This is a genomic window from Micromonospora rubida, assembly GCF_009908295.1.
GTDB lineage: Bacteria > Actinomycetota > Actinomycetes > Mycobacteriales > Micromonosporaceae > Micromonospora > Micromonospora rubida.
Genome location: NZ_JAAALO010000005.1, coordinates 592,191 through 614,906 on the forward strand (window position 1 = coordinate 592,191; position 22,716 = coordinate 614,906).

Annotated in this window: 14 protein-coding genes; 3 read left to right on the forward strand and 11 right to left on the reverse strand. The window is 69.4% G+C overall.

Annotation, left to right across the window (positions count from 1 at the left end):
* Positions 1 to 4 precede the first annotated feature (4 nt).
* The 10 genes from GVV04_RS21640 to GVV04_RS21685 all read right to left on the reverse strand — a co-directional run bounded on the left by GVV04_RS21640 (position 5) and on the right by GVV04_RS21685 (position 13,745).
* Positions 5 to 982, reverse strand: a complete 978-nt coding sequence (locus GVV04_RS21640) for a TolB family protein (RefSeq protein WP_161689884.1) — start codon at positions 980 to 982, stop codon at positions 5 to 7.
* Entirely contained in the window at positions 979 to 2,184 is a 1,206-nt protein-coding gene (locus GVV04_RS21645) for an MFS transporter (RefSeq protein ID WP_161689885.1), read from the reverse strand. The genes GVV04_RS21640 and GVV04_RS21645 overlap by 4 nt, the downstream gene beginning before the upstream one ends.
* Positions 2,184 to 3,872: a discoidin domain-containing protein gene (locus GVV04_RS21650; protein WP_328822503.1), complete on the reverse strand. Its 1,689-nt coding sequence runs from the start codon at positions 3,870 to 3,872 to the stop codon at positions 2,184 to 2,186. The genes GVV04_RS21645 and GVV04_RS21650 overlap by 1 nt, the downstream gene beginning before the upstream one ends.
* Before the next feature lie 490 nt (positions 3,873 to 4,362).
* Positions 4,363 to 6,795 carry a PQQ-dependent sugar dehydrogenase gene (locus GVV04_RS21655; protein ID WP_201753869.1) on the reverse strand — a complete coding sequence of 811 codons (2,433 nt, stop codon included), beginning with the start codon at positions 6,793 to 6,795 and terminating at the stop codon, positions 4,363 to 4,365.
* Between the two features lie 240 nt (positions 6,796 to 7,035).
* Positions 7,036 to 8,010, reverse strand: coding sequence for an N-acetylglucosamine kinase (locus GVV04_RS21660; RefSeq protein ID WP_161689887.1), 975 nt, complete (start codon positions 8,008 to 8,010; stop codon positions 7,036 to 7,038).
* The gene (locus tag GVV04_RS21665; RefSeq protein ID WP_161689888.1) at positions 8,007 to 9,260 is read right to left on the reverse strand and encodes a 6-phospho-beta-glucosidase; all 1,254 of its coding nucleotides are present in this window, start codon (positions 9,258 to 9,260) and stop codon (positions 8,007 to 8,009) included. The genes GVV04_RS21660 and GVV04_RS21665 overlap by 4 nt, the downstream gene beginning before the upstream one ends.
* A 7-nt stretch (positions 9,261 to 9,267) precedes the next feature.
* The gene (locus GVV04_RS21670) at positions 9,268 to 10,116 is read right to left on the reverse strand and encodes a carbohydrate ABC transporter permease (protein WP_161689889.1); all 849 of its coding nucleotides are present in this window, start codon (positions 10,114 to 10,116) and stop codon (positions 9,268 to 9,270) included.
* Positions 10,113 to 11,063, reverse strand: coding sequence for a carbohydrate ABC transporter permease (locus GVV04_RS21675; protein WP_161689890.1), 951 nt, complete (start codon positions 11,061 to 11,063; stop codon positions 10,113 to 10,115). The genes GVV04_RS21670 and GVV04_RS21675 overlap by 4 nt, the downstream gene beginning before the upstream one ends.
* 5 nt (positions 11,064 to 11,068) lie before the next feature.
* Positions 11,069 to 12,394: an ABC transporter substrate-binding protein gene (locus tag GVV04_RS21680; protein ID WP_235966517.1), complete on the reverse strand. Its 1,326-nt coding sequence runs from the start codon at positions 12,392 to 12,394 to the stop codon at positions 11,069 to 11,071.
* A gap of 160 nt (positions 12,395 to 12,554) precedes the next feature.
* The gene (locus GVV04_RS21685; protein WP_161689891.1) at positions 12,555 to 13,745 is read right to left on the reverse strand and encodes an ROK family transcriptional regulator; all 1,191 of its coding nucleotides are present in this window, start codon (positions 13,743 to 13,745) and stop codon (positions 12,555 to 12,557) included.
* A gap of 280 nt (positions 13,746 to 14,025) precedes the next feature.
* Here GVV04_RS21685 and GVV04_RS21690 point away from each other — a divergent pair, with 280 nt between their 5' ends.
* The 3 genes from GVV04_RS21690 to GVV04_RS21700 all read left to right on the forward strand — a co-directional run bounded on the left by GVV04_RS21690 (position 14,026) and on the right by GVV04_RS21700 (position 17,916).
* A complete protein-coding gene (locus GVV04_RS21690) occupies positions 14,026 to 15,732 on the forward strand; it encodes a glycosyl hydrolase family 8 (protein ID WP_201753870.1) in 1,707 nt (568 codons plus the stop codon).
* Positions 15,733 to 16,228: 496 nt separating this feature from the next.
* A complete protein-coding gene (locus tag GVV04_RS21695; protein ID WP_235966519.1) occupies positions 16,229 to 16,726 on the forward strand; it encodes a SigE family RNA polymerase sigma factor in 498 nt (165 codons plus the stop codon).
* Positions 16,723 to 17,916, forward strand: a complete 1,194-nt coding sequence (locus GVV04_RS21700; protein ID WP_161689893.1) for a hypothetical protein — start codon at positions 16,723 to 16,725, stop codon at positions 17,914 to 17,916. Before GVV04_RS21695 ends, GVV04_RS21700 begins: the two co-directional genes overlap by 4 nt.
* 290 nt (positions 17,917 to 18,206) lie before the next feature.
* Here the strand turns inward: GVV04_RS21700 and GVV04_RS21705 are convergent, their stop codons facing one another.
* Complete coding sequence (locus GVV04_RS21705) at positions 18,207 to 22,328, reverse strand: S8 family peptidase (RefSeq protein WP_161689894.1); 4,122 nt, start codon at positions 22,326 to 22,328, stop codon at positions 18,207 to 18,209.
* Between the last annotated feature and the right edge of the window lie 388 nt (positions 22,329 to 22,716).

The following is a 22,716-nucleotide window of genomic DNA, read 5'->3' on the forward strand; positions in this document are numbered from 1 at the left end:
ACCCCTACGGCCCGTCGACGCGGATCGGCATGCTGGGTGAGGACGCGGCGGGAATGAGCAGCCGAGGGCTTCCTGAGCCGTCGGCGGGAACGGCCCAGATGCCCGAGCCGCCCGCTGCGCCGGGTCTCGCGTAGGCGACCTCGCTGTCGGACAGCCACTGCGCTTGGTCGTCAACGCTGGCGGTCTCCGCCAGCGGGGTCTCGCGCATCGTGACCAGGTCCAGCACGTGCAGTCGCCATGGCTCGGCGGCCGACGGCGAGACCCGCTTCTTGAACGCGAGCCGGGTCCCGTCCGGCGAGAGCGACGGGCATTCCACATTGTTTCGCAGCGTCCGCGCCTCCCACTTGGCGTAGTCACCTTCGACCAGGTAGGTCCGGCCCCGCGTGGAGACCGTCGCGTAGAAGCGGTTGTCGTCGGCGGCGAACGTGACGCCCCAGAAGTTCACGTCCGCGGCGTGGTGACGCCTGCCGTCGATGTAGAGCGGGATCGTCTCGATGTTGACGATCGGATAGCCAGTCCTGGTGTCGAGGATCCCGGTCCAGGTGGAGAAGCCGGTGGCGTTGTAGGACTCACCGGTGACGAAGACCGTCCAGGCCACCATCCTGCCGCTGGGCGAGACCCTGGCCCGGCTCGGGACGCCTGCGAGGTTGAGGCGGTTCGTCTCGCGCAGCTCGCTGTCGAGAATCAGCGCGCTCGTCCGGGGCAGGCCGCCGCGCACCTCGGCCGCCAGGCAGACCGCCGTCCCACCGGAGGAGTGGAAACGCCGGCACTTCAGGTCTCCGACGGTGCGGGCTGCGCCCGGGTCGTCCGACGGCACGGCCGCGACCCGGCCGCCTGCGTCGAGAAACAGCAACTGCCCCGAGCGGGTGGTGTCGAGGGCCGCGCCGGCCGGCGACGGATCGGCCGAGGCCAGCACGGCATAGGTGATCGCGACCGAGGCGAGCGCCACAATCGACGCGGCGAGGACCAGGGCACGTTTCACAGGATCACCTTCCGGGCGGCGAGTAGGGAGAGCGCGAGCCCGCCCGCCATCACGAGCAGGCCCGTCCGGGCGTCCCAGGCGGTCCAGAGCGCGCCGAAGGCGACCGACGAACCCAGCCGCGCGAGCGCCTGCGCGGTCTGGAGCACGGCCATCCCGCTGGTCAGCAGGGCCTCGGGCAGCAACGGTCCGGCGGCGGACATCAGGACGCCGTCCGTGGCCGCGTAGAACGTGCCGTGCAGCACGAGGACCACGATCAGCAGCGCGATGCCGGTCGCCGCACCCGCGAGCAGCAGGTAGGCGGCGAAAAGGGTGACGTGCCCGCCGAGGAAGACCCCGACGCGGCCCCGCCGGTCGGCCAGGCGCCCGAGCGGCACGGCGAGCAGCAGGTACACCGCAGCCGTGCCGAGCGGCAGCAGCGGGAACAGGCCGGGCGTCATCGCGAGCTGCTTCTGCAGCAGCAGGTAGACGAAGAAGTCGCTGACCGTCACCAGGCTGAGCAGGATGGTGACGGCGCAGATCCGCCGGAACGCGGGGTCGCCGACGATGGCGCGCACGGCCGTCCCGATCCGCGGTGGCTCGGCCGCGAGGGTGGTGCGCGGGTCGCGGACGTAGAGCGCGAGCAACACCAGCCCGAGCGCCGCGACGCAGAAGGAGGTCATGAATACGGCGTCGTAGGACCCGCCGGTGGCGGCGAGCACCCCGAACGCGGCGAGCGGACCGAGTAAGGCCCCGAGCGTGTCCATGGCCCGGTGCACGCCGAACGCCTGTCCCAGCCGGTCCGGCGGGGTGGATGACGAGATCATCGCGTCCCGCGGGGCCGTCCGCAGTCCCTTGCCGGCCCGGTCTGCGGTGATCACGGCGCCGAGGGCGCCGACCGAGGTCCCGGCCAGCAGCAGACCGAGTTTGGCCAGGGCGGAGATGCCGTAGCCGCTCGCGGCGACGAGTTTGCGGTGGCGCCAGCGGTCGGAGGCGTGCGCGCCGGCGAGGCGGACCAGTGCGGTCACCCCGAAGTGGAGGCCGTCGAGCATGCCGACCTGCAACGGGTTGAGCCCGAGCGCGAGCACGAGGTAGAGCGGCAGGACGGCGGTGACCATCTCGGCGGAGATGTCGGTGACCATGCTGACCATGCCGAGGGCGAGGACGTTCGCCGGGACGGAGCGCAGCAGCGCCCGTCCCGGCGGACGGTTGGCGGTGATGTACATCAGTGGCAGGTGTAGGTCGGGCTCGTGTCCTTGACCGCGCTGTCGGTCCCGATCAGCTGGGAGGAAAAGGTGCTGTCGGTGAACGTCAGCTTGATGACGCCGTACGTCCCGGACAGCCGCTTTAGGCTGTTGGGCTGCACGTTGACGATCGGGTAGGGCGGCGCGCCGGCCATCCCGCCGAGCAGTTCGACGATGCCGTTCGGGTCGGCGTCGCCGTTGGGGTCCTGCGGGCCGAACCGCTCGTAGTGGTGGTCGTGGCCGTTGAGGACCAGGTCCGCGCCCTCGTTGTAGAGCATCTGCCAGATCGGCCTGCTCACCGGGTCGTTGCCGTGGTCGCCAGAGCTGTACAGCGGGTGGTGCCAGGACGCGGCGATGCAGCCCTTGGTGTTCGCGGCGAGGTCGGCCCGCAGCCAGGAGATCTGCGCGCTGTCGTCGAAGCTGTTGGAGTTGAGGACGATGAAGTGCCAGTTGCCGTGGTTGAAGCTGTAGTAGTTCTTGCCCTGCGGGTAGGCGATCGACCCGAAGTAGGACTTGTAGCCGGCGTACTCACCGGCCGGGTCGTACGTCTCGTGGTTGCCCGGCGCGGGCCGGATCTTCGACTTGAACTTGCCCCAGGTCTTGTCGAAGTAGTTCTGGAAGTCCGACAGGCGGGCGTCGTCGTACTGGTTGTCGCCCATGGTGATGACGAACTCGGGGTTCATGGCCGTGACGAGCGCGGCCGTCTTCGGGTGCTGGCACGAGCTGGAGCTCGCGGTGCACTGGTCGGCGATGTCACCTGCGGCGGCGACCGTGAAGGTGGTCCCACCGGTCGGGCTGGGCGAGGGAGAGGCGGTGGGCGAGGCGGTCGGTGCCGTGCCCAGGGTGAGCTTGTCCATGTTGGGGCCGCCGGTCGCCGTGGTGGCGGTCGCCCGGATCGTGTTGGCGCCGGCCTGGAGTGGCACGTTGATCGTCTGGTCGGTCCAGGTGCTCCAGCTACCGGTGGAGTTGAAGGTGAGCCCGGACGTCACGGTGACGCCGTTGACCGCGATGCTCAGCGGCCGTCCCGCGGTGGTGCCGTTGGCGTAGCGGAAGGTGCCCGGCCGGCTGCCGGCCGCAGCCGCGGTCACGGTCCACTCGATGTAGCCACCGACGACGTTGGTGTAGTCGACGAACCCGGTCCCGGTGTATCCGGCATGGTTGCTGAGGACGGCAGCCTGCGAGAGCGTGGCGTTCTCGGCCTGGTGGTCGGTGCCACCGGGGTCAGGGGCGCCGTCCGGGCCATAGACCTCCAGTTCCCAGAGCGAGTAGCCGTAGGACGTGCCGCGGGCGGTGCCGTAGACGCGCAGGTACCGTCCGTTCGCGCTGAGGCCGGTGTGGTCGTCGGTCCCGCCGTCCGCGCCGGTCACGGTCTTGACGGTGGTCCAGGCGGTCCCGTCCGGCGAGGTCTCCAGCCGGTACGCCGAGCCGTACGCGTCCTCCCAGGTCAGCTTGACCCGGTTGATCGCGACGGACGAGCCGAGGTCGACACGGAGCCACTGCGAATCCGATCCTTCGACGCTTGCCCAGCGGCTCGTGGCGCTGCCGTCGACGGCGTTCTCCGGGCCGTATGCGCTGCTTTCGGTCGACGAGGAGGTGGCGGGCCGGTTGTGGGACAGGAGCACGTCGGCGGCGTCGGCCCGGTCGACGATGACGATCAGTGCCGTAGCCACCAGCATGGTGCTGGCTACAGCGAGGGTGGGTAGTTTTCTCTTCCAGCGCACGGCGCCTCCTTGGGGAGGGGGTTCAACCGGCCGGGGGCAGTTGTTCACTGAAGCGCGTCACGTCCAAAGGTGTTCCGGAGCCGCGCCAAGCCGCTTGGGAAGAGGCTTCCAATTACGTACTTCGATGTCAAGGGATTAGGAAAACAATTTGCCTTTTCGGTCGCCCCCGTCGGCGTGGGCTCGGAGCGTTCGGTGGTCGCCGCTGTTTGCATCCCCGACCGGCCTGCCGCGTCGTCGGCGTGGTGCCCCGGCGTGCCGCATCGGGGTCGTCCGGTGTTCGCCGCGCCGGCCCGTGACGAAAGGTCGGCCACCTCTCGATCAGCAGCGTTCGGCAGGTTCAGGTACTGCTGTGATCGGTGTCGGAGACAGCGAGCCCGCGACGCCGTGCGGGTGCGCGCCGCACGGATCGGATCAGGGACCCGTGCGGCGCGGCACTTCGCTAGCTGATGGTGATGCGCAGGGTGCGGTCGGCGCCGTTCGCGGCCCCGCCGTTGTTGTCGCAGTTGGTGGTGCTGAGCCAGAGCTGGTCGGAGCCGGGCACCTTAGTGACCGTGCGTAGGCGTCCGTACGTGCCCGTGTAGTACGCCGTCGGAGTGCCCGTGGTCTCGCCGCTGAGCAGCGGGATGCGCCACATCTGCTCGCCGCGCAGCGTCGCCATGTAGACGACGTCGCGGACGATCGCGATACCGCTGGGCGAGGCGGTCGACACCGACCACTGCCGCTTCGGGTTCTCCATGCCCGCGACGCCGCAGGTGCCCTCGCAGGTCGGCCAGCCGTAGTTCCTGCCCGGCTTGATGAGGTTGAGTTCGTCGTACATGCTGTTGCCGAACTCGGCCTCCCAGAGCCGGCCCTGCGAGTCGAACGCCAGGCCCTGCGGGTTGCGGTGGCCGTAGCTGTAGACCCGGGTACCGAACGGGTTGCCCGGTGCCGCGGCACCGGTCGTCGTGATTCGCAGGATCTTGCCGTTGAGCGAGTTGAGATCCTGGGCCCGGCTGCTGGTCTGCCCGTCACCGGTGGAGACGTAGAGGTACCCGTCCGGCCCGAAGGCCAGGCGGCCACCGTTGTGGTAGCGGTTCTTGGCGATCCCGGAAAGGATCGTGGAATACCCGGTCAGGGTGCTGCCGTCGTAGGTCATCCGGGCGACCCGGTTGCCCTCCGAGGCGGTGTGCATGAAGTAGACGTAGTGGTTGGACGCCCAGCCGGGGTCCACAGCGACGCCGAGCAGTCCTCCCTCACCGTCGGTGGTGACGACGTTCGGGACGGTCCCGACCTGGGTACGCACACCGGACAGCGTCACCTTGAAGACCTTGAACTGGCCGGAGGTGACCTTGTCGTCCCGCTCGGTGACGAGGGCGGTCTGCCCGTCGGGCATGAAGTACGTGCCCCAGGGGATCGTCCAGCCGGTGGAGATCTGGGTGATCCCTGACGGCACGCCGCCGCTGCAGGTCGCGGTCGTGAAGGACACCGTGTTGCTCTGCCCGGACGTGTTGCCTGCACCGTCTCGGGCGACGACGTTCAGGCTGTACGCCGTGTTGCAGGCGAGCCCGGTGACAGAGGTGGTCGCCGCCGGGGGCGTGCCGACGGCCGACTTGACGACGGTCGTCCCGGTGCGCACGTCGTACGCGGTGACCCCGACGTTGTCCGTGGACGCCGTCCAGGTGAGCGTGACGCTGCTGCCGCTCAGATTCGAGTACGCCAGGCTCGCCGGGGCGGTCGGCGCCTGGGTGTCCGAACTGGCCAGGGTGGAGCAGATCGCCTGCGCGCTGGACAGCGAGACGTTGCCGGCCGCGTCCCGGGCGAACACCGACAGGCGGTACTCCGTGTTCGGCGAGAGGCCGGTCAGGTTCCGCGAGGTTCCCGTGCCCGTCGTCTGACTCAGCAGGTTGCCGTCGTGGTAGATGTCGTATCCCACCACCCCGACGTCGTCGGTGGACGCGCCCCAGTTCAGCGTCATGCTGCTGGAGGTGACGGCGGAACAGCTCGGGGCGCCCGGTGTGCTGGGCGCCTGCGAGTCGCTCTGCCCGGTGATGCGCAGCCGGTCGATGTTGCCCAGGCCGAGCGCGCCGGTGGCGGTCAGCCGCACGGTGTTGGCTCCCGCGGCCAGTGTCGTGCTGACCGTGACGTCCGCCCAGTCGGTCCAGGCGGTGGTCGCCGGGAACGGTTGGTTGCCGACGAGGTTGCCGTTGACCGCGATGTCTCCCGGCCGGTTCGCCCCGCCGGAATTGGCGTACCGGAACGCCAGCTGCGCGGTGCCCGCGGCGGCCGCAGTCACCGTCCACTCCACGTACGCCCCCGCCGCGTTGGTCGTGTTGACGAAGCCGGTGCCGGTGTAGCCGGCGTGGTTCGACTCGACCGCGCCCTGAGCGATGACCGCGTTCTCCGCCTGGTAGTCGGTGAAGGCCGGCGCTCCGGCGACCTCGAATTCAAGGTAGTCGAGGTTGGCGGTGCCGGCTGTCGAGGTGGAGGTGACTCGGACGGTGTTGCTGCCGGCGCTGACCGGGGCGGTGACGGTCTTGTCGGCCCAGGTGTCCCAGTCGGAGGTGCTGCCGAACGCCGCCGCCGCGGCGGCGACGCTGCCGTTGACGGCGATGTCGGCGGGCCGGTCTGCCGCGGCGCCGTTGCTGTAGCGGATCGTGAAGGTCGCCGTGCCGGCGGTCGCGGCGTTGATCGTCCACTGCACGTAGCTGCCGACCACGTTGTCCGTGTCGGCGAAGCCGGTCCCGGAGAAGTTGAGGTGGTTGGACTCGGCGAGGCCCTGACCAATGGTGGCGCTCTCGGCCTCGTAGCGGATGGGTGCGGCATGGGCGGGAGTCGCCATGAGGGCCGACCCGACGATGAGGAGTTCCATACTGAGCGCGGCGATGAGTCTCATGCCCGCTCTGGTTCGTACCATCGCGTGCCTCTCTCCCGAAGGTTGATAGATAGTCAAACTGACTGACAGTCGCTGATGCTACGGCCGACCATGCATATCGGTCAATATTCGACAATGCGGGGCAGCGTCAGCCCGAGTGCTCGACACTCGGGCGCAGGGGGCATGGCGGCGGATGGGCACGGGTGGGCACGCCGGGGCCCGTCTCTGCTCGACGGGCCCCGGGAAGGCGTCGACAGCCGGTTAGACGGCGGTCCTCAGCGCGGACTTCGCGTCCATCGTGGCACCCAGGGCGTCGAGGCCGGCCAGGGCGGCGCCGACGACCGGTGCCTGCGCCGACACCACCACCTCGGCGCGGGGCAGCGCGGCCGGCATTCCCTCCACGATCGACTGGTGCAGCAGCGGATGCCGGGCGGCGAGCACGCCCCCGCCCAGCACGAGAGCCAGCCGTTTCTCGCGCATGCCCAGCCGCTCGGCGGCGACCCGGGCCAGGGACAGCACCTCCGTTGCCTGTTTCGCCACGATGCGACGGGCCACCTGGTCCCCGCCGGTCGCGACGGCGAACAGGACCGGGGTGAGCTCGTCGACGCGGGCGGGGGCGACCTCGCCGAGGTGCACGGCGATGCCGAATTCCTCGACCGTGGCCACCCCGAAGTGGTCGATGACCGCCTCGGTCAGCCGGGTGGCCGGCCCGCGGCCGTCCTCACCGCGTGCCGCGTGCCACAGCGCCAGGGAGGCCAGGTGGTGCCCGCCGCCCCAGTCTCCGGTGAGCATCCCGAGGGCGGGGAACCGTGCGGTTCGCCCGTCGGCGTCGCGGCCGACGCAGTTGATCCCGGCACCGCACACGACCGCGATCGCGCGTTCGGCGTCGGTGCCGGCGCGGATCAGAGCGAAGGTGTCGTTGTCGACCCGGTTCTGGTGTGCCCACCCGGCCGCGGTCACTGCCTCGGTCAGGATCCGCACCTCGATGGGCAGGTCCGCGCCGGCGAGGTAGACCTCGGCCCGGTCGAACACTGCGGCCGTGCCGAGCCCCGCGTGCTGCTTGGCCTGCGCGATGAGCCGGCCGAGCAGGCCGATGGTGTCGGGCACGCCGATCAGGTGCGGCGAGGACGCCGGGCCCCGGGCACGCCCGAGCACGGCTCCGGCGCCGGTGGCGATGATGACGTCAGTCTTGGAGTTGCCGCCGTCGACCGCGACCACGGTCCTTTCCCCGATCATGCGGCCCACCTCAGGTGCGCGGTGTTCGCGGCGAGAAGCCGGTCGGTGAGGCTCTCGGCGAGGTCGTGCTGGCCGACCAGCGGGTGTGCCAGCAGCGCCTGGTAGACCCGCTGCCGTCCACCGGCCACGGCGGCGTGCACGGCCAGCTCCTCGTACCCGCTGACGTGGGAGATGAGGCCGGAGATGTGGGGGCCGACGGCCCGGACCGGCAGCGGCGCCACGCCGTCGGCGTCGACCCGGCAGCTGACCTCGATGACGGCGTCGTCGGGCAGGAACGGCAGGGTTGCGTTGTTGCGCACGTTGACCGGGTGGGTGGCGCCGTCGCCGCTGCGCAGCGAGCCGATGAGCCCGACGGCGGCCTCGGAGTAGTACGCGCCGCCGCGCTTGGCGAGCAGGTCGGGTTTGGTGTCGCGGGTGGGGTCGGCGTACATGGACAGCAGGGCACCTTCCAGTTCGGCGACCTGCTCGCCCCGGGTCGGTGCGCCGCGTTCCTCTTCGACGACCTGGTCGTGGGCGTAGAAGTAGCGCAGGTAGTACGACGGCACCGCGCCGAGTGCGGCCAGGATCGCCGGCGGCAGCTTCACCTCGCCTGCGATCTCGTCCAGGTGCGCCGAAAGCAGCTCGGGCAACCGGTCGACGCCGTCGACGTGTACGCCGCGTTCCCAGGTCAGGTGGTTCAGGCCGACGTGGTCGAGGGTCACCTGCCCGGGTGCCACGCCGAGCAGCGCGGCGAAGCGCCGCTGGAAGCCGATGGCGACGTTGCACAAGCCGACGGCCCGATGCCCGGCGTCGAGCAGGGCGCGGGTGACGATGCCGGTCGGGTTGGTGAAGTTGACGATCCACGCTCCGGGTGCGGCGTGGCGGCGTGCGCGTTCGGCGACGTCGAGCACGACGGGAACGGTGCGCAGGGCCTTGGCGAGACCGCCTGCTCCGGTGGTCTCCTGCCCGACGCAGCCGCATTCGAGCGGGAACGTCTCGTCGCTGATCCGCGCGCGCTGCCCGCCGACCCGCAGTTGGATGACGACGACGTCGGCGCCGGTGAGCCCGGCGTCGAGGTCGGTGGTCCAGGTGATCCGCCCGGGGTGTCCGTGGCGGCGGAAGATCCGCTGCGCGAACCCGCCGACGATCGGCAGCCGGTCGGTTGCCGGATCGATCAGCGCTATCTCGGTGACGGCCCCGTCGAGGCGGGCGAACCCGTCTATCAGCTCGGGGGTGTAGGTCGACCCTCCGCCGACCACAGCGATCTTCATGGAGTTGCTATCCTTTCACGCCGGTCAGCGTGACACCCTGGACGAACGCCTTCTGGGCGAAGAAGAACAGGACGATGACCGGGACCATGGTGAGCAGGGTCGCCGCGCTGACGAGATGCCATTCGACGTGGTGCAGCGACCGGAACGAGGCGAGGCCCAGCGAGATGGTCCAGGCATCCTGGTTCTCGCTGGTGTAGAGGAACGGGCCGTAGTAGTCGTTCCAGGCGTAGAAGAACTGGAACATGGCCGCGGCGGCGATGCCGGGCCTGGCCATGGGCAGGATGACGCGCAACAGCGTGCGCCACTCGCCGCAGCCGTCGACGCGGGCCGCGTCGAGGTACTCGTCGGGGATGGTGACCAGGAACTGGCGCAGCAGGAAGATGGAGAACGCGTCTCCGGCCAGCATCGGCAGGATGAGCGGCCACAGCGTGCCGGTGAGCCCGGTGTTGGCCCACATCATGTAGAGCGGGACCGTGGTGACCTGCGGCGGCAGCATCATCATGCAGATGATCAGGACCATCGTCGCGTTGCGGCCGCGCCACCGCAGCTTGGCCAGCGCGTACGCCGCCGGCACGCTGGCCAGCAGCATGAACCCGGTGGCCAGGATCGCGTAGAGGAACGTGTTGCCGATGAACCTCAGCAGCGGCGTCTTCCGGAACACCTCGACGTAGTTCTCCGGGTGCCAGCTCTGCGGCCACATGTTCGCGGTCAACGTCTGGTCGCTGGTCATGAACGAGGTGAGCAGCAGGAAGACGATCGGGGCGAGGAACATGACGGCCATCGCGATGCCGATCGCGTGGCGGGCGACGAAGCCGAGCACGTGGTGTCCGCGGCCGCCGGGTATGGACTGGGTCATGAGTCGCCTCCGCTGAACTCCCTGAACCGCCGCAGCAGGATGATCGTGGCGGTCATCGACACCACGAACAGGATGACCGCCATGACGTTCGCGGCCCCGAACAGGTTGTTGCCGAAGCCGATGGAGTAGAGCCGCATCGGGTAGGTCAGCGTCGAGTTCTCGGGGTAGCCGAACGTGCCGGCGATGCCGCTGCCCGAGGTGACCTGGCCGGAGGCGACGCTGCCGGCGACCGCGGCCTGGGTGAAGTAGTTGAATGTGCCGATGATGCCGGTGATGGTCGCGAACAGCAGCACCGGCGAGATGGTGGGCAGGGTGACGTAGCGGAACTGGTGCCAGCGGCCCGCGCCGTCCAGCGACGCGGCCTCGTAGAGGGCCTGCGGCACGTCGAGCAGCGCCGCGACGAAGATGATCATCAGGTCGCCGACGCCCCACAGGGCCAGCAGTGTCAGCGACGCCTTGGCCCAGTCGGGGTCGTTGAACCAGCCCGGCCCTTCGACGCCAAACTGCGCCAGCAGCGTGTTGACCGGCCCGGTGCCTGGCTTGAGCAGCAGCACGAACGCGATGGTGGCGGTGACCGGGGGCGCGAGAGCGGGCAGGTAGTACAGCGTGCGGTAGATGCTGCGGGATCGCTTCATCGCATTGAGCAGCATGGCGGTTAGCAGCGCGCCGACCGTCCTGGCGGGGACCATCAGCAGCACGAACACCAGCGTGTTCTTCGCCGCGATCCGCACCGTCGGGTCGTCGAACAGCACGTATTCCCAGAAGTCCAGCCCGACCCAGACCGGCGGGTTGAACATGTCGAAGCGGGTGAAGGAGAAGTAGACCGCAGCGGCCAGCGGGTAGACCAGGAAGATCAGGATTCCGATCAGCGCGGGCCCGATGAAGGTGAGGGTGACGAGGAAGCGCCGGACCCGGCCGGCACGCCCATGGCTGGCTGCGGTCGGCATCGCTGCTAGCCGGCCAGCTTGATCATCTTGTTGACCCGGACGTCGACGTCGGCCAGTCCGGCACTCAGGTCCTTCCGCGTCCCTGACTGCCACCCCTGCAGGAACTCGGAGAAGGTCTCCTGGTAGCCGGGGCCGATCGCGCTGGGCGGGGTGGTGCCCGAGTTCGGGTTGGCGAAGATGTCGAGGAACACCTTGAACGCCGGGTCCGCGGTGAGCCGCGGCGAGGTCAGCGCCGCGGTGGTGGTCGGCACGTTGCGGATGCCGTTGGACAGGTCGACGATGCTGTCGGTCTCCGTGGTCAGGAACTTGATCAGCGCCCAGGCCGCCTCCGGGTTGCGGGCGGTCCGCGAGACGCCGATGACGTTGCCCGAGATGTAGCCCGCGCCCGCGCGTTCGGCCTTGTTGACCGGCAGCGTGGCCACCCCGAACTCGACGTTCGGCGCCTGGTCCTTGAGGAACGCCAACCGCCACTCGCCGTCGACGGCCATCGCGACCCTGCCCTTGTGGAAGGCGTTGTCGGCCGACCACTCGTCACCCAGCGAGGCGCGGAACTTCTCCAGCTTGTCGTAGCCGTACCAGTCGACGAGTTCCTTCTGCCAGGTGAGCAGCTCCTTCCAGGCGGGGTCGGAGCCGATCGCCGAGGTGCCGTCGTCGTTGAGCCACTTCGCGCCGACCATCGGCGCGAAGTGCGACGGGGAGTTCTCGTAGAAGCCGAACAGGGGCAGGAAGCCGGCCCGCTCGATGGTGCCGTCGGCCGAGCGCTTGGTCAGCCTTTTGGCCATCTCGGACAGTTCAGCGAGGGTCTTCGGGGCCTCGGTCAGCCCCGCCTCGGCGAACATTCCCTTGTTGAAGTACAAGCCGTACGCGTCGGCCAGGAACGGCATCGTGCACCGCTTGCCCCGGAACTCCGTGTAGGAACGGGCGACCTGCGGGATCGCGTTCAGGTCGACGCCGTCGCGCTGCAGGTACGGGTTGAGATCGACCCACGCGCCCGCGGCGCAGAACTTGCCGACGATGTCGGTCGAGTAGCTGATCGCCACGTCCGGACCGGTGCCGGCGCCGATCGCGGTGGTCACCTTGGCGTCGTCCTGCCCGCCCTTGACGGTCAGCGTGACCTTCGGGTACTTCGCCTTGAACTTGGCCAGCGTCCCGTCGAGGGCCTTGGCCTCACGGTCGGTGAAGAAGTGCCACAGCTCGACCGCGCCGGTGGGCTCGACGCCCGAGGTCGCGATCGGCTTCGGCGCCTCGCTAGGGGTGCACGCCGTGACCACTGCCAATGCTGCGACTATGCCGACCATCATGGTCGTACGCCGGTTCCGCAAGCGCTGCATGAAGTGTTCCTCTCCGGAATCAGAAATTCGGAGTTGCGGGGTCGCGGCTCGACCGAGCCCTTCGCCTGGTGCGGCAGGGACGCCGGTCGGGCCACACGGTGGTGCTGATCGGTGGTGCTGATCGGAGGAGCAGGGCTGAGCGCGCCGCGGCAGACGGCGGTCAGCCGGCCTGCATGGCGGTGCGCTGGTTGTCGATCAAGGATTCGCGCACCGCTCGCCGTCCGGCTTCGAGCGCGCCGAGCAGTACGGCGTCGTCGGTGACCTCGGTGACGGCGATGGTGATGTCAAGCGGGGTCGTGCCGGGCAGCGCGGCACGGACCCGCTGCGCGAGCGCTTCCCCGCCGGCCTGCGCGACGTCGCCGGCCAGCACGATCAGCGGCGGGTCGAGCACGCCCGCGACGGCGGCCAGACCGAGCGCGATGCGGGCGGCCACCGCGTCGAGGAACCGTCCGGCCCGAGGGTGGGCCGAGGCGACGGCCACACCGATCGCGGCGCCCGGGGTGGCGGCCGCGATGTCGTGCTCAGCCGCGAGCGCTACAACGGCGGGACCACCGATCAGGCTCTGCAGGTCGGCAGGCGGACAGTCTGAGGGCAGCGACACCGGCACGTAGCCGATTTCGCCTGCGCCGCCGCGCCCCCCGCGTAGCAGCGTGCCGCCGAGGTCGATGGCCAAGCCGAGACCGTCACCGATCCAGAAGAGTGTGAAGCTGGCGCCCCCGGCGGCGACCCCGTGCGTACGTTCGGCGATCGCGGCGAGGTTGACGTCGTTCTCGACCTCGACCACGGTGCCCAGCCGTGCTGCGATTCGTTCGACGAGACCGGGCCGGTCGAACCCGGGCACGTCGATGTAGTGGATGACCCCGCTCGCCGCGTCGTATGAACCCGGCACCCCGAGCGTTACGTGGCGGACCGCGGAAGCGCCGACCCCCGCCCGCCCGATGACCCGGGTGACCGTGTCGGTGATCGCGTCGACGGGGTCGAGTGTCGTCAGGTCGATCGAGTCCTCGATCCGGGCGTGCACCACACCACCGGCATCGATCAGCGCCGCGATGAGCGACGGCCCCGGGATCTCGGAAACCTCCCGGATACAGATCGCGACCGCGAACCCCGCCTTCGGATTCGCCGAGTAGATCTCGGCGTTCGGCCCCGGGCCACCCGAGCTGCGTCCGACCACCATCGTCAGCCCCGCATCGGTGAGGCTGCGCAGCACGTCCGAGGTTGTCGGCTTGCTCAGCCCGGTGAGCTCCCGCAACTCGCCACGGGTGAGCGGGCCATGGTCCAGCAGGTGGGCCAGGATCGCACTCTCGTTCATGGCGCGCAGCAGCTTCGACGAACCGGCTGGTCGGGTCATCCGCCCTCGCTTGTGTCAAGGAACGTTAGGCAATCAGATTTACTGATGCCGGAGACTAGGGCGACGAGTCCACAGTGGTCAATAGGTGCGACAGAATCGTTAGGCAATCTTCCTAACCATCTTGTGTGACGGGCGTCTCCTGGCATACGTTCCCCCCGAGCCCGGGGCCCTGGGCCATCGCGACCGCTCGCCGACGCCCCTCGTGCGGTCACATGTCCGCTCGTATCACCGCGTTCCGCAGCTGCGGCACGCACCGCGACCCTCCGTAGGGAGTCCCGCAATGATGCGCAGAACAGCCTGGCCCGGACGGGCCCGCCCCATGCTCGTGGCCGTCGCCGTGGCCACCGCCGGCACACTTCTCGGCGGGCTCGTCCTCGCCACGTCCGCCGAGGCCGCCACCAACCTGGCTCTGGGCCGCACCACCGCCGTCTCCTCCACCGAAACCTCCTCGCTCGGCGGCGACAAGGCCGTCGACGGCTCGACCTCGACCCGCTGGGCCAGCACCGAGGGCAGCGACCCGCAGTGGATCCGCATCGACCTGGGCAGCAGCCAGCAGATCGGACAGGTGACACTGCGTTGGGAGGCCGCCTACGGCAAGGCATACCGCATCGAGGTCTCGCCCGACGCAAGCGCCTGGACCACGATCTACTCCACCACCACCGGCAACGGCGGTACCGACGACCTCACCGGACTCACCGCCAGCGGGCGCTACATCCGGATGTACGGCACCGCCCGCGGCACCACGTACGGGTACTCGTTGTACGAGTTCGAGGTCTACGCGCCGACGGGCACGCCGTCGCCGAGCCCCTCCCCGAGTTCCTCTCCCCCGCCCGGCGGAGTTGCCGTGCCGTTCGGCTCGCACCTGCGGCCGTACGCCGCGGGCACTCTCAAGCTGTCCGGCGCCGCGTCCACGCACGACCAGACCGTGATCAGCTACTACAACACCTGGAAGAACGCGTTCATCAAGCAGAACTGCGGCAACGGCTGGTACGAGGTCTACTCCCCCGACGCCGACCACCCGTACGTCGCCGAGGCGCAGGGCTACGGCATGGCCATCACCGCGCTGATGGCCGGCGCCGACCCCAACGCAAAGACGCAGTTCGACGGCCTGCTCAAGTACGTGCTGGCGCACCCGTCGGTCAACAACCCGAACCTGCACGCCGCCGAGCAGAACACCTCCTGCACCTCGGTCAACGGCTCCGACTCCGCCACCGACGGCGACCTGGAGATCGCGTACGGGCTGCTGCTGGCCGACAAGCAGTGGGGCAGCACCGGCGCCTACAACTACAAGTCGCTCGCCGTCACCCGGATCAACGCGATCAAGGCCAGCGAGATCAACGCCACCACCAAGCTGACCCTGCTCGGCGACTGGAGCAGCGCCGGCGACTCCTACTACTACCTCAGCCGCACCTCGGACTGGATGCCCGGACACTTCCGCGCCTACCGGAAGGCGACAGGCGACACCGCCTGGGACACCATCCTGGCCAAGCACCAGTCCGTCACCGCGTCGCTGCAGAGCGGCTACGCCCCCAACACCGGTTTGCTGCCCGACTTCGTGATCAACACGAACACCACGCCGAAACCCGCCACCGGGCAGGTGCTGGAGGACCCCAACGACGGCAAGTACTGGTGGAACGCCTGCCGCGACCCGTGGCGGATCGGGGCCGACGCGGTCACCAGCGGCGACGCGCAGTCGCTGGCCGCGGCCCGCAAGCTGAACACCTGGGTCAAGGCCAAGACCGGCGGCAACCCGTCGAACATCGCCGTCGGCTACTCCCTCGACGGCACCGCGCTCAGCTCGGGCTCCGAAGCGGCGTTCTTCGCGCCGTTCGCGGTGACCGCGATGACCGACCCAGGCAGCCAGGCCTGGCTCGACGCACTCTGGAACAAGATCAAGTCGACGCTGCTGGACACCTCGGGCTACTACTCGGCGAGCCTGCAACTACAGACGATGATCGTGGTCTCCGGCAACTTCTGGACCCCGTGACACCACCCGCACAGTGACCGGCCGCGGGCGGCCCCTTGATGACCGAGGACCGCCCGCGGCAACCTGTCCGTGGAGAGCCCGCTCTCCACCGCGGGCGGGCGTCGGTCGCGATGCCTGCGTGAGCCGTCACCAACATCGCCTGTTGCGGCCCGCGTCCATGCGGAGTGCAGCGTGCCGGCTGTGGTCACCCCACGCCGCCGGGTCGTGGCTGCCCCGACGCCGTGCTCCACCAGTTGGTCGGTGTGTCCCCGTCCGGCCAGAACTCGAGCGGTCGCCCGGTGCAAGCCCGAGCGCATGCTCGATCTCGGCGGGCGTCGCGGATGCGAGGTAGTCCGACAACGTCTCGGTGATGTCCTTGCGACTGGATGTCGGGGAGACGACGAAATCCGGACTCGGGTGCAACCGATGCCGATGGTCGGGCGTGTGGGCTCCGACGGCTGGCTGAGCCGCGTACACGGGGAGCGAAAGGCGGCGTGATGAGATGGCGGCCCCAGAGATGACCCTGGCACCAAACGGTGCCCGTCCGGGCGACTTCGACGAGTTCTACCGCACCAGGTTCCGGGGGCTCACCCTCCAGTTGTACGCCTATGTGGGCGACCTACAGGAGGCCCAGGATCTCGTGCAGGAGGCGTTCTGCCGGGCGTACGTCCGGTGGCGCAAGCTCCGCGACTACGACGACCCGGCCCGATGGGTCCGACAGGTGGCGTGGAACCTGGCGAAGAGCCGATTCCGGCGACGGCGTACCGCGGCGGCGTTCCTGCGCAGCCAGCGTCAGGTCGTCGTCGCCGGCCCGGACGCCGATCGGGTGGCGTTGGTACGGGCCCTCGCCACGCTCTCCCCGCAGCACCGCAGGGCGGTGGTGCTGCATTACATGGCGCAACTCTCCGTCGCGGAGATCGCCGCCCAGGAGGGCGTGGCCGAGGGCACCGTCAAATCCTGGCTGAGCCGGGGCCGGGCGGCCCTGGCCAACCAACTGAAAGGGGAACTGTCATGACCGAACACGACGACGACCAGCTTCTCGGCCGCGCGTTCGCGGACTTCGCCGACGGGGGCCCGTCCGTGAGCCCACCGGGTGCCGACGGGGTGCGCGACACGGTGCTGCGACGGCACCGCAACCGGGTCACCACGGCAATGGTCGCCGGTGGACTCGCGCTCGTGCTGCCGATCGCGGCGTTCATGGGCACCGGCCGCGGCGACCCGGGGCCGACGACGGCTTCCGGACACAGGATCCCCGAGGTGGCCGGCGCGCCCGCGACTGCGTCACCGAGCGCCGCCGGCCCGACCTCCGGAAGCCCCACCCCGTCGCCGAGCGCGTCGCGGAGCCCCGGCCGGGCGATCAGCCTCGGTGAGCTGACCTCGGCTGTCGTGGGCGTGCCCGAGTGGGCGTGGAGCGGCCCCGGGCAGGTCACCTGTTCCGGTGGGCGGATCCGGTTGCAGCCGTCGGGCTCGGTCGACGGGGCCAGGGTCGGCGTGGTCGCCCTGGTGCAGGCCGACCTCGACGACGACCCGGCCCCGGAGACGGCAGCCCTGCTGCGCTGCGGGTACGGGGCAGAGCAGGTGGTGGCGTACGACCGGGACGACGACGGGCAGATCATCACCCTCGGCCGGGTGGTGGGTACCTCGGCGGCGATGCCGTCGATCGTCGAGGTCAGCCGGCGGTCCCGGGGCGGGATCACGGCCACCGTCGCCGACACCCGGGCCGCCGACGACCAGCGGCGCCAGAGCAGGTCGTACGACTGGGTGGGCTCGCGGTTCACGCAGGTCGACGGGCCGACGGGCTTCCCGCCCAGGGTGTACCCGGCCGACCTGGGGCTCACCGTCGCGACCCCGGTTCCCGGGCCGGTGACCGGCAAGTGCGAGGGGCAGTACCGGAAGGTGTCGGTGGCGTTCACGGTCAAGAACCACGGCACGCACACCTCGGGCCGGTTCTGGCTGGAGTGGCGGGGCGGCATGTTCCTGCCGAACGGCTCGTACGACAGCCCGGACTGGCTGGACACCCCGGGTGACCCGGCCCGCAACGGCGGCCACCGGGGGCTGAAGCGGGGGGAGAGCGTCACGCTCACGTACACGTTCAAGACCGACGCGTGCGTGACCGACTGGGGCTTCACCACCGACATCCACAGCGACACCCCCGACCCGGATCCGTCGAACAACCACTCTGTGTGGTGGCTGCGGGTCAGGTGACCCGTCGCACGGAAACGGCCCGCCGCCCCGGACGAATCCGGGGCGGCGGGTCCGTCCGCTTCGGACCGGCGCTCCGCCCGGCATCACGGGCCGCGGTCGCGCCGATCGGCCGACCGGCCGGGCGGGGATCGACGCCTACAGCGTCCCTATGCGCTCACGACCGGTGGCGGCTGCCCGCAGACGACAAGGCGCCGGGGTGGAGAGGATCATTCCCCACCCCGGCGCCCGTCTGGTACGTAAGTGGTGCTCTGGTGAAGCTCGGTCAGTTGTCAGTTGTCACGGGTGAGTGGTCAGTTGGCGCGCAGGCCGTAGGCGCGGTGGACGACCTGTGAGACGGTGCCGCCCTCGGAGTCGGTGGCCTCGGCCTTGATGCTCACCGCACCGGTGGTCTGGGACAGCGCGGGGTGGGTGACCGTGCCGGTGAAGGTGCCGTTTCCGGCCGCCTTGGTCCGGATGGCGGTCCAGTGCGCGCCGTCGTCAGTGGAGATCCACAGCTTCAGCGACGTCATCCTCGGGGCTTTCGTCAGGTACGGGCTGTAGTAGCCGTTCACGGTGAACTTCTGCTTGCTGTCCGCCGGCAGGGTGTTGTCCAGATCCAGGTCGAAGTCGTACCCGAGGTACAACTCCCTGTTCGGCTGGCAACTCTCCTGCGACGGCGGGCTCAACGTGCCGTCGGCGTTGCGGAGGTAGGTGAACCACGAGTAGCAGTTCAGCCCGCGTTCGACGTTGCGCGGTCCGACGATGCCCCCGGTCCCCCGCTGCGAGGTGAACGTGCGGGTCGTGTCGACGGTGCGGGCGTAGCGCTGGTCGAGGGGTGTATCGAAACGCTCGACCAGCCGGTACTCGGCCTTCTCGGCCGGCAGGTCGAAGTACGGGTTCAGGAAACCCGAGAGGAAGAAGAACCACTGCCCGTCCTTGCGCGGGACTTCGGTGCCGTCCTTCTTGTACAGGCGCACCTTGGTGATTTCCGGCTGGTTCGCGTTGTACCGGTAGGGGGCGAGGCCGCCGCCCTCGCCGTCACGGGTGAGAACGTGTGCGGGGTTGAACATGTCCCCGGACCGACATGACGTGCAGAAGTACAGGCCGTGCCGGGTCTGCTTCGGGTCGATTCGCTGGACCGCGGGCACCAGCGGCTGCTCGCCCCAGTCCTGGACCCGGCTGCCCGCCCGGGTGAAGCGATCGCTCGTGCCGGCGCTCCACGCCTGCCCACCGGTGTCGTACACATACCCGGCCCCGCGGTTCCACCCGAGGCCCCTGCCCACCGGGCCGAAGTAGGACGTGACGGCGCTCTGGCCGCGAAGGGGCAGGCTCGCCCCCAGCAATATGAGGCCGCTGTCCGAGTTCGGCGTCCAACTCAGACCCGCCTCGCCGGGAGCATCGCCGTGCACGCGGTTCTTGATCGCGTAGAGCTGCCGGTCGGTGAGCCTGTAGTTGACGGCGGAGGGGAACCGCTTGGTGTCGGTGTAGAACAGGTTGTAGACATACGGTGTCGTCGACGACGCGGTGACATCAAGCGTGACCGGCTGCCGCGACAGCAGGTCGGCGAGCATCCTGCCCTCGTCCGCAATCAGGCCCATCGTCGGGATGGGGTAGACCTCCCAGCCGAAGTAGATGCCGATGCGGCCGAGCCCACCGAGGAACGACCGCCCGACCTCGCCGTAGCCGAGTACCCCGAGAGCGCCGGCCCGCTGGGCGTTCTCCACCCGGTCCAGACCACCGGTCTCGCACGGGAAGCCGAATTTCGCTTCGGCATCCGCGGGACAGATGTCGGACAGGTCGAGCAGCACCAGCTTGCCGCGCGCGTCGACGTTCGTGAAGTCCTCCGGCCGCCCGTGTCCGGCATGGACCAGCGGCATTGAGCCTCGTTTGTCGAGCATGGCCACCGGCTGGCCGTAGCTGTCCGTGTGGATACTCGCGTACCTCGGGTGCAGCCGGATCGGTTTGCTGCCGCGCCGGCCGGGCACTGTCATGGTGACCGGGTCGGGGCCGAGGAAGAACTCGCTGTAGTAGGTCAAGTCGCCGAGCGTGGCCTTGCTTCTCGACGGCAACGACCACATGTTCTGGTCGTTGCCGTAGGGAACCTTCCAGAAGTCCTGCATGACGGACTTGGCGTTCTCCGAGACGAGCTTGGCGCCGACCACCATCTCGTAGGAGACGGCCTTCTTCGGAGTCGTGACCTGTACCCGCTTGAGCCTGCGCAGGTCGAAGGTGACGGTGGTGTCGCCGTCGACGACGACGGTGGGTTCTCCGACCATCGCGTAGTTGAGCTGGCCGTTCGCGTCGAACCAGCTCGCGTCGGACACGACGGCATAGGTGCCGGCCGGGATCCGGCCGGTGTATTCCTTGGCCGGCAGCGACATGAAGTTGCTGTCGACGCCGGGCGCCGCGTCGAGCCGCAGCAGCATGATGCCGAAGTACTGGATGTCGTTGGCGGCGGCAGGGTCGACCCAGCGCGTCGTGAGGTTCGACATCTTCGGTTCCTTGTACGCGCCCACCGCGGTACGCACCCGAACGGCGCCGGCCGCGTCGATCGCCTCCACCGCGCCGCCGTACCAGGTGGTCGCGCCACCCTTGGTGGCGTCGAACGTCGTCGTCACGTCGGCGCTGCCGTGCGCGGGGACGGTGACGGTGTCGCGGTCGAGGGTGAGCATCCCCTCGGGCGCGGTCCCGCCGCCGTTGGGCCTGAGGCTGCTCGTCAGGTTCAGGGTGACCGGTGCGTCGCCGTCGTTGACGTAGGTGAGGGTCTTGCCCACCGGGGTCGGGTACGGGAACACCACCCGGCCGAAGTCGACGTTGTTGGTCGCGTGGACCAGTTGGCCGCCGGCACGGGCGATGTCGACCCGGCCGGCGCCCTGCTCATAGGAACTGAACCCGTCGTCCTTGCTCGTGCTGGTGAGCACCGCCTTGAGTTTCTGGCCGGGCCAGTCCGGGTGCTGCTGGGCGAGGATCGCGGCGGCACCAGAGACGTGCGGGGTGGCCATCGAGGTACCGGAGATGGTGGTGTAGCTGTCGTCGACGACCGGGCCGAGGGCGGTGCCGTCGGCCTTCGCCGCGGTGATGTCCACACCAGGCGCGGCGATGTCCGGCTTCAGACCGAAGTTGCCCAACCGCGGACCGCGGCTGGAGAAGTCCGCCATCTCGTCCTGCTTGGTCACCGCCGCGACGGTCAACGCTGCGTCGGCCACACCCGGCGCCTCGATCGTGCGCGGGCCGCCGCGGCCGCTGTTGCCCGCCGCGATCACGAACAGCATGCCGTACGTGGCGGACAACTCGTTCACCGTCTGGGACATCGGGTCGGTGCCGTCGGTGAACGCGCCGCCGACGCTGATGCTGACGATCTTCGCGCCCTGCTCGGCGGCCCACTGCATCCCGGCGATGATCTCCGTGTCCGAACCGGTACCGGCGTCGCCGAGAACCTTGCCGATCAGCAGCTTCGCCCCCGGGGCGACACCCTTGTACTTGCCGCCCGACGCCGCACCGGAACCCACGATCGTGGAGGCGACGTGCGTGCCGTGGCCGTGCCCGTCCCTAGCGGTCTCACCCTCGACGAAACTGCGGGCCTCGATGATCTTTCCGGCGAAGTCCGGGTGGCTCTCGTCGATACCGGTGTCGAGGATCGCGACCTTCACCCCGGTGCCGTCGTAGCCGGCCCGCCACGCCTCGGGCGCGCCGATCTGCGGCACGCTCACATCGAGGGTGGCCCTGGTCCGGTGGTCCAGCCAGATCTTCGACACACCCGCGTCGAGCGTGGTCGAGGTCGGGCTCACCGCGTCAACACCGGACCAGAACGCGCGGGCCTGGGTCTTGGACACCTTCACCGCAGCGGAACGCGCCGCAGGCAGTGCGGTGACCTTGGCCGTGGCCGGCAGCGCGTCGGCCTTGGTGGACAGCGCCCTCGCGTCCGAGGAGGTCCTCGTGGGGTACTGCACGATGACGGGCAGTTGGGTGGCTTTGTCGTCGGCATACCCGTTGTTCACCAGGTACGCCACATCGAACAGGCTCTTGTCCAGGCGGTCCGACCCCAACAGTCCCCGCGTGTCGGACGGAATGACGTAGAACGCGTCCCCGTCCTTCACCTGCGTGAACGCCACCAGGCGCCCGTTCGCCCGCGGCGCAGGAGTCACCTGCACCTGCGGGGCACCACCCGCAGGATCAGCCAGGTACGACACCACGTCACCGGTTACCAGCGTCACCTTCGTCGCGCCCGAGAGCGAACCTTGGGCGAGCTCCACCGGAGTGACCGCCGCCCCAGCAGCGCCGCCGAGGTTGACCGGGTTCAGCGGTGTCGCTGGAACCGCAGCACCGGGAAGACCCGCGCCGGGGGCCGCCGCGGCCAGCCCGGTGGGGGCTGCCGCGGCGACCGCCAGCACCGCTGTGACAGCACCTAGGCGCCGCCAATATCGACTACTCATGTTGCTCCTCTAGCCCGGGTTTCCGGGTCAAGTTGATCATGATGACGTTCTTCTAGCAGGAAGAGCTCCAGCTCGTTGGGCTGGTCAGACCCAGTCTCAGAGCACCGACAGCGTACGGGTGCGACTCTTTCGAGGAACCGTCCGATGTGGTGTGACGGGCGCCGTTCGGGTTGCGCCGCATCGACGCGTGTCTGATCAAATTAGCCAGATCGGGGTTGAAATAGCTGATCGTCGATGATATGTATCCAGCTTCAAATGATCGGCTGAGCAGGGCTCGTGTCCACTGTGGTAACTGGGGCTAACGCGATCTTGGCCGTGCAGCCAGGCCCTCAGCTTTCTCCGGATGAGCAGCTTGTGGCGGTGGTGGCTGAGCTGCGGGCCGAGGTTG

Coding starts and splice junctions, on each gene's coding strand:
- GVV04_RS21695 (WP_235966519.1), top strand. CDS start 16,229: ATGACCCTGGCACCAAACGGTGCCCGTCCGGGCGACTTCGACGAGTTC.
- GVV04_RS21690 (WP_201753870.1), top strand. CDS start 14,026: ATGATGCGCAGAACAGCCTGGCCCGGACGGGCCCGCCCCATGCTCGTG.
- GVV04_RS21655 (WP_201753869.1), bottom strand. CDS start 6,795: ATGAGACTCATCGCCGCGCTCAGTATGGAACTCCTCATCGTCGGGTCG.
- GVV04_RS21665 (WP_161689888.1), bottom strand. CDS start 9,260: ATGAAGATCGCTGTGGTCGGCGGAGGGTCGACCTACACCCCCGAGCTG.
- GVV04_RS21705 (WP_161689894.1), bottom strand. CDS start 22,328: ATGAGTAGTCGATATTGGCGGCGCCTAGGTGCTGTCACAGCGGTGCTG.
- GVV04_RS21670 (WP_161689889.1), bottom strand. CDS start 10,116: ATGACCCAGTCCATACCCGGCGGCCGCGGACACCACGTGCTCGGCTTC.
- GVV04_RS21645 (WP_161689885.1), bottom strand. CDS start 2,184: ATGTACATCACCGCCAACCGTCCGCCGGGACGGGCGCTGCTGCGCTCC.
- GVV04_RS21680 (WP_235966517.1), bottom strand. CDS start 12,394: ATGCAGCGCTTGCGGAACCGGCGTACGACCATGATGGTCGGCATAGTC.
- GVV04_RS21675 (WP_161689890.1), bottom strand. CDS start 11,063: ATGCCGACCGCAGCCAGCCATGGGCGTGCCGGCCGGGTCCGGCGCTTC.
- GVV04_RS21700 (WP_161689893.1), top strand. CDS start 16,723: ATGACCGAACACGACGACGACCAGCTTCTCGGCCGCGCGTTCGCGGAC.
- GVV04_RS21660 (WP_161689887.1), bottom strand. CDS start 8,010: ATGATCGGGGAAAGGACCGTGGTCGCGGTCGACGGCGGCAACTCCAAG.
- GVV04_RS21685 (WP_161689891.1), bottom strand. CDS start 13,745: ATGACCCGACCAGCCGGTTCGTCGAAGCTGCTGCGCGCCATGAACGAG.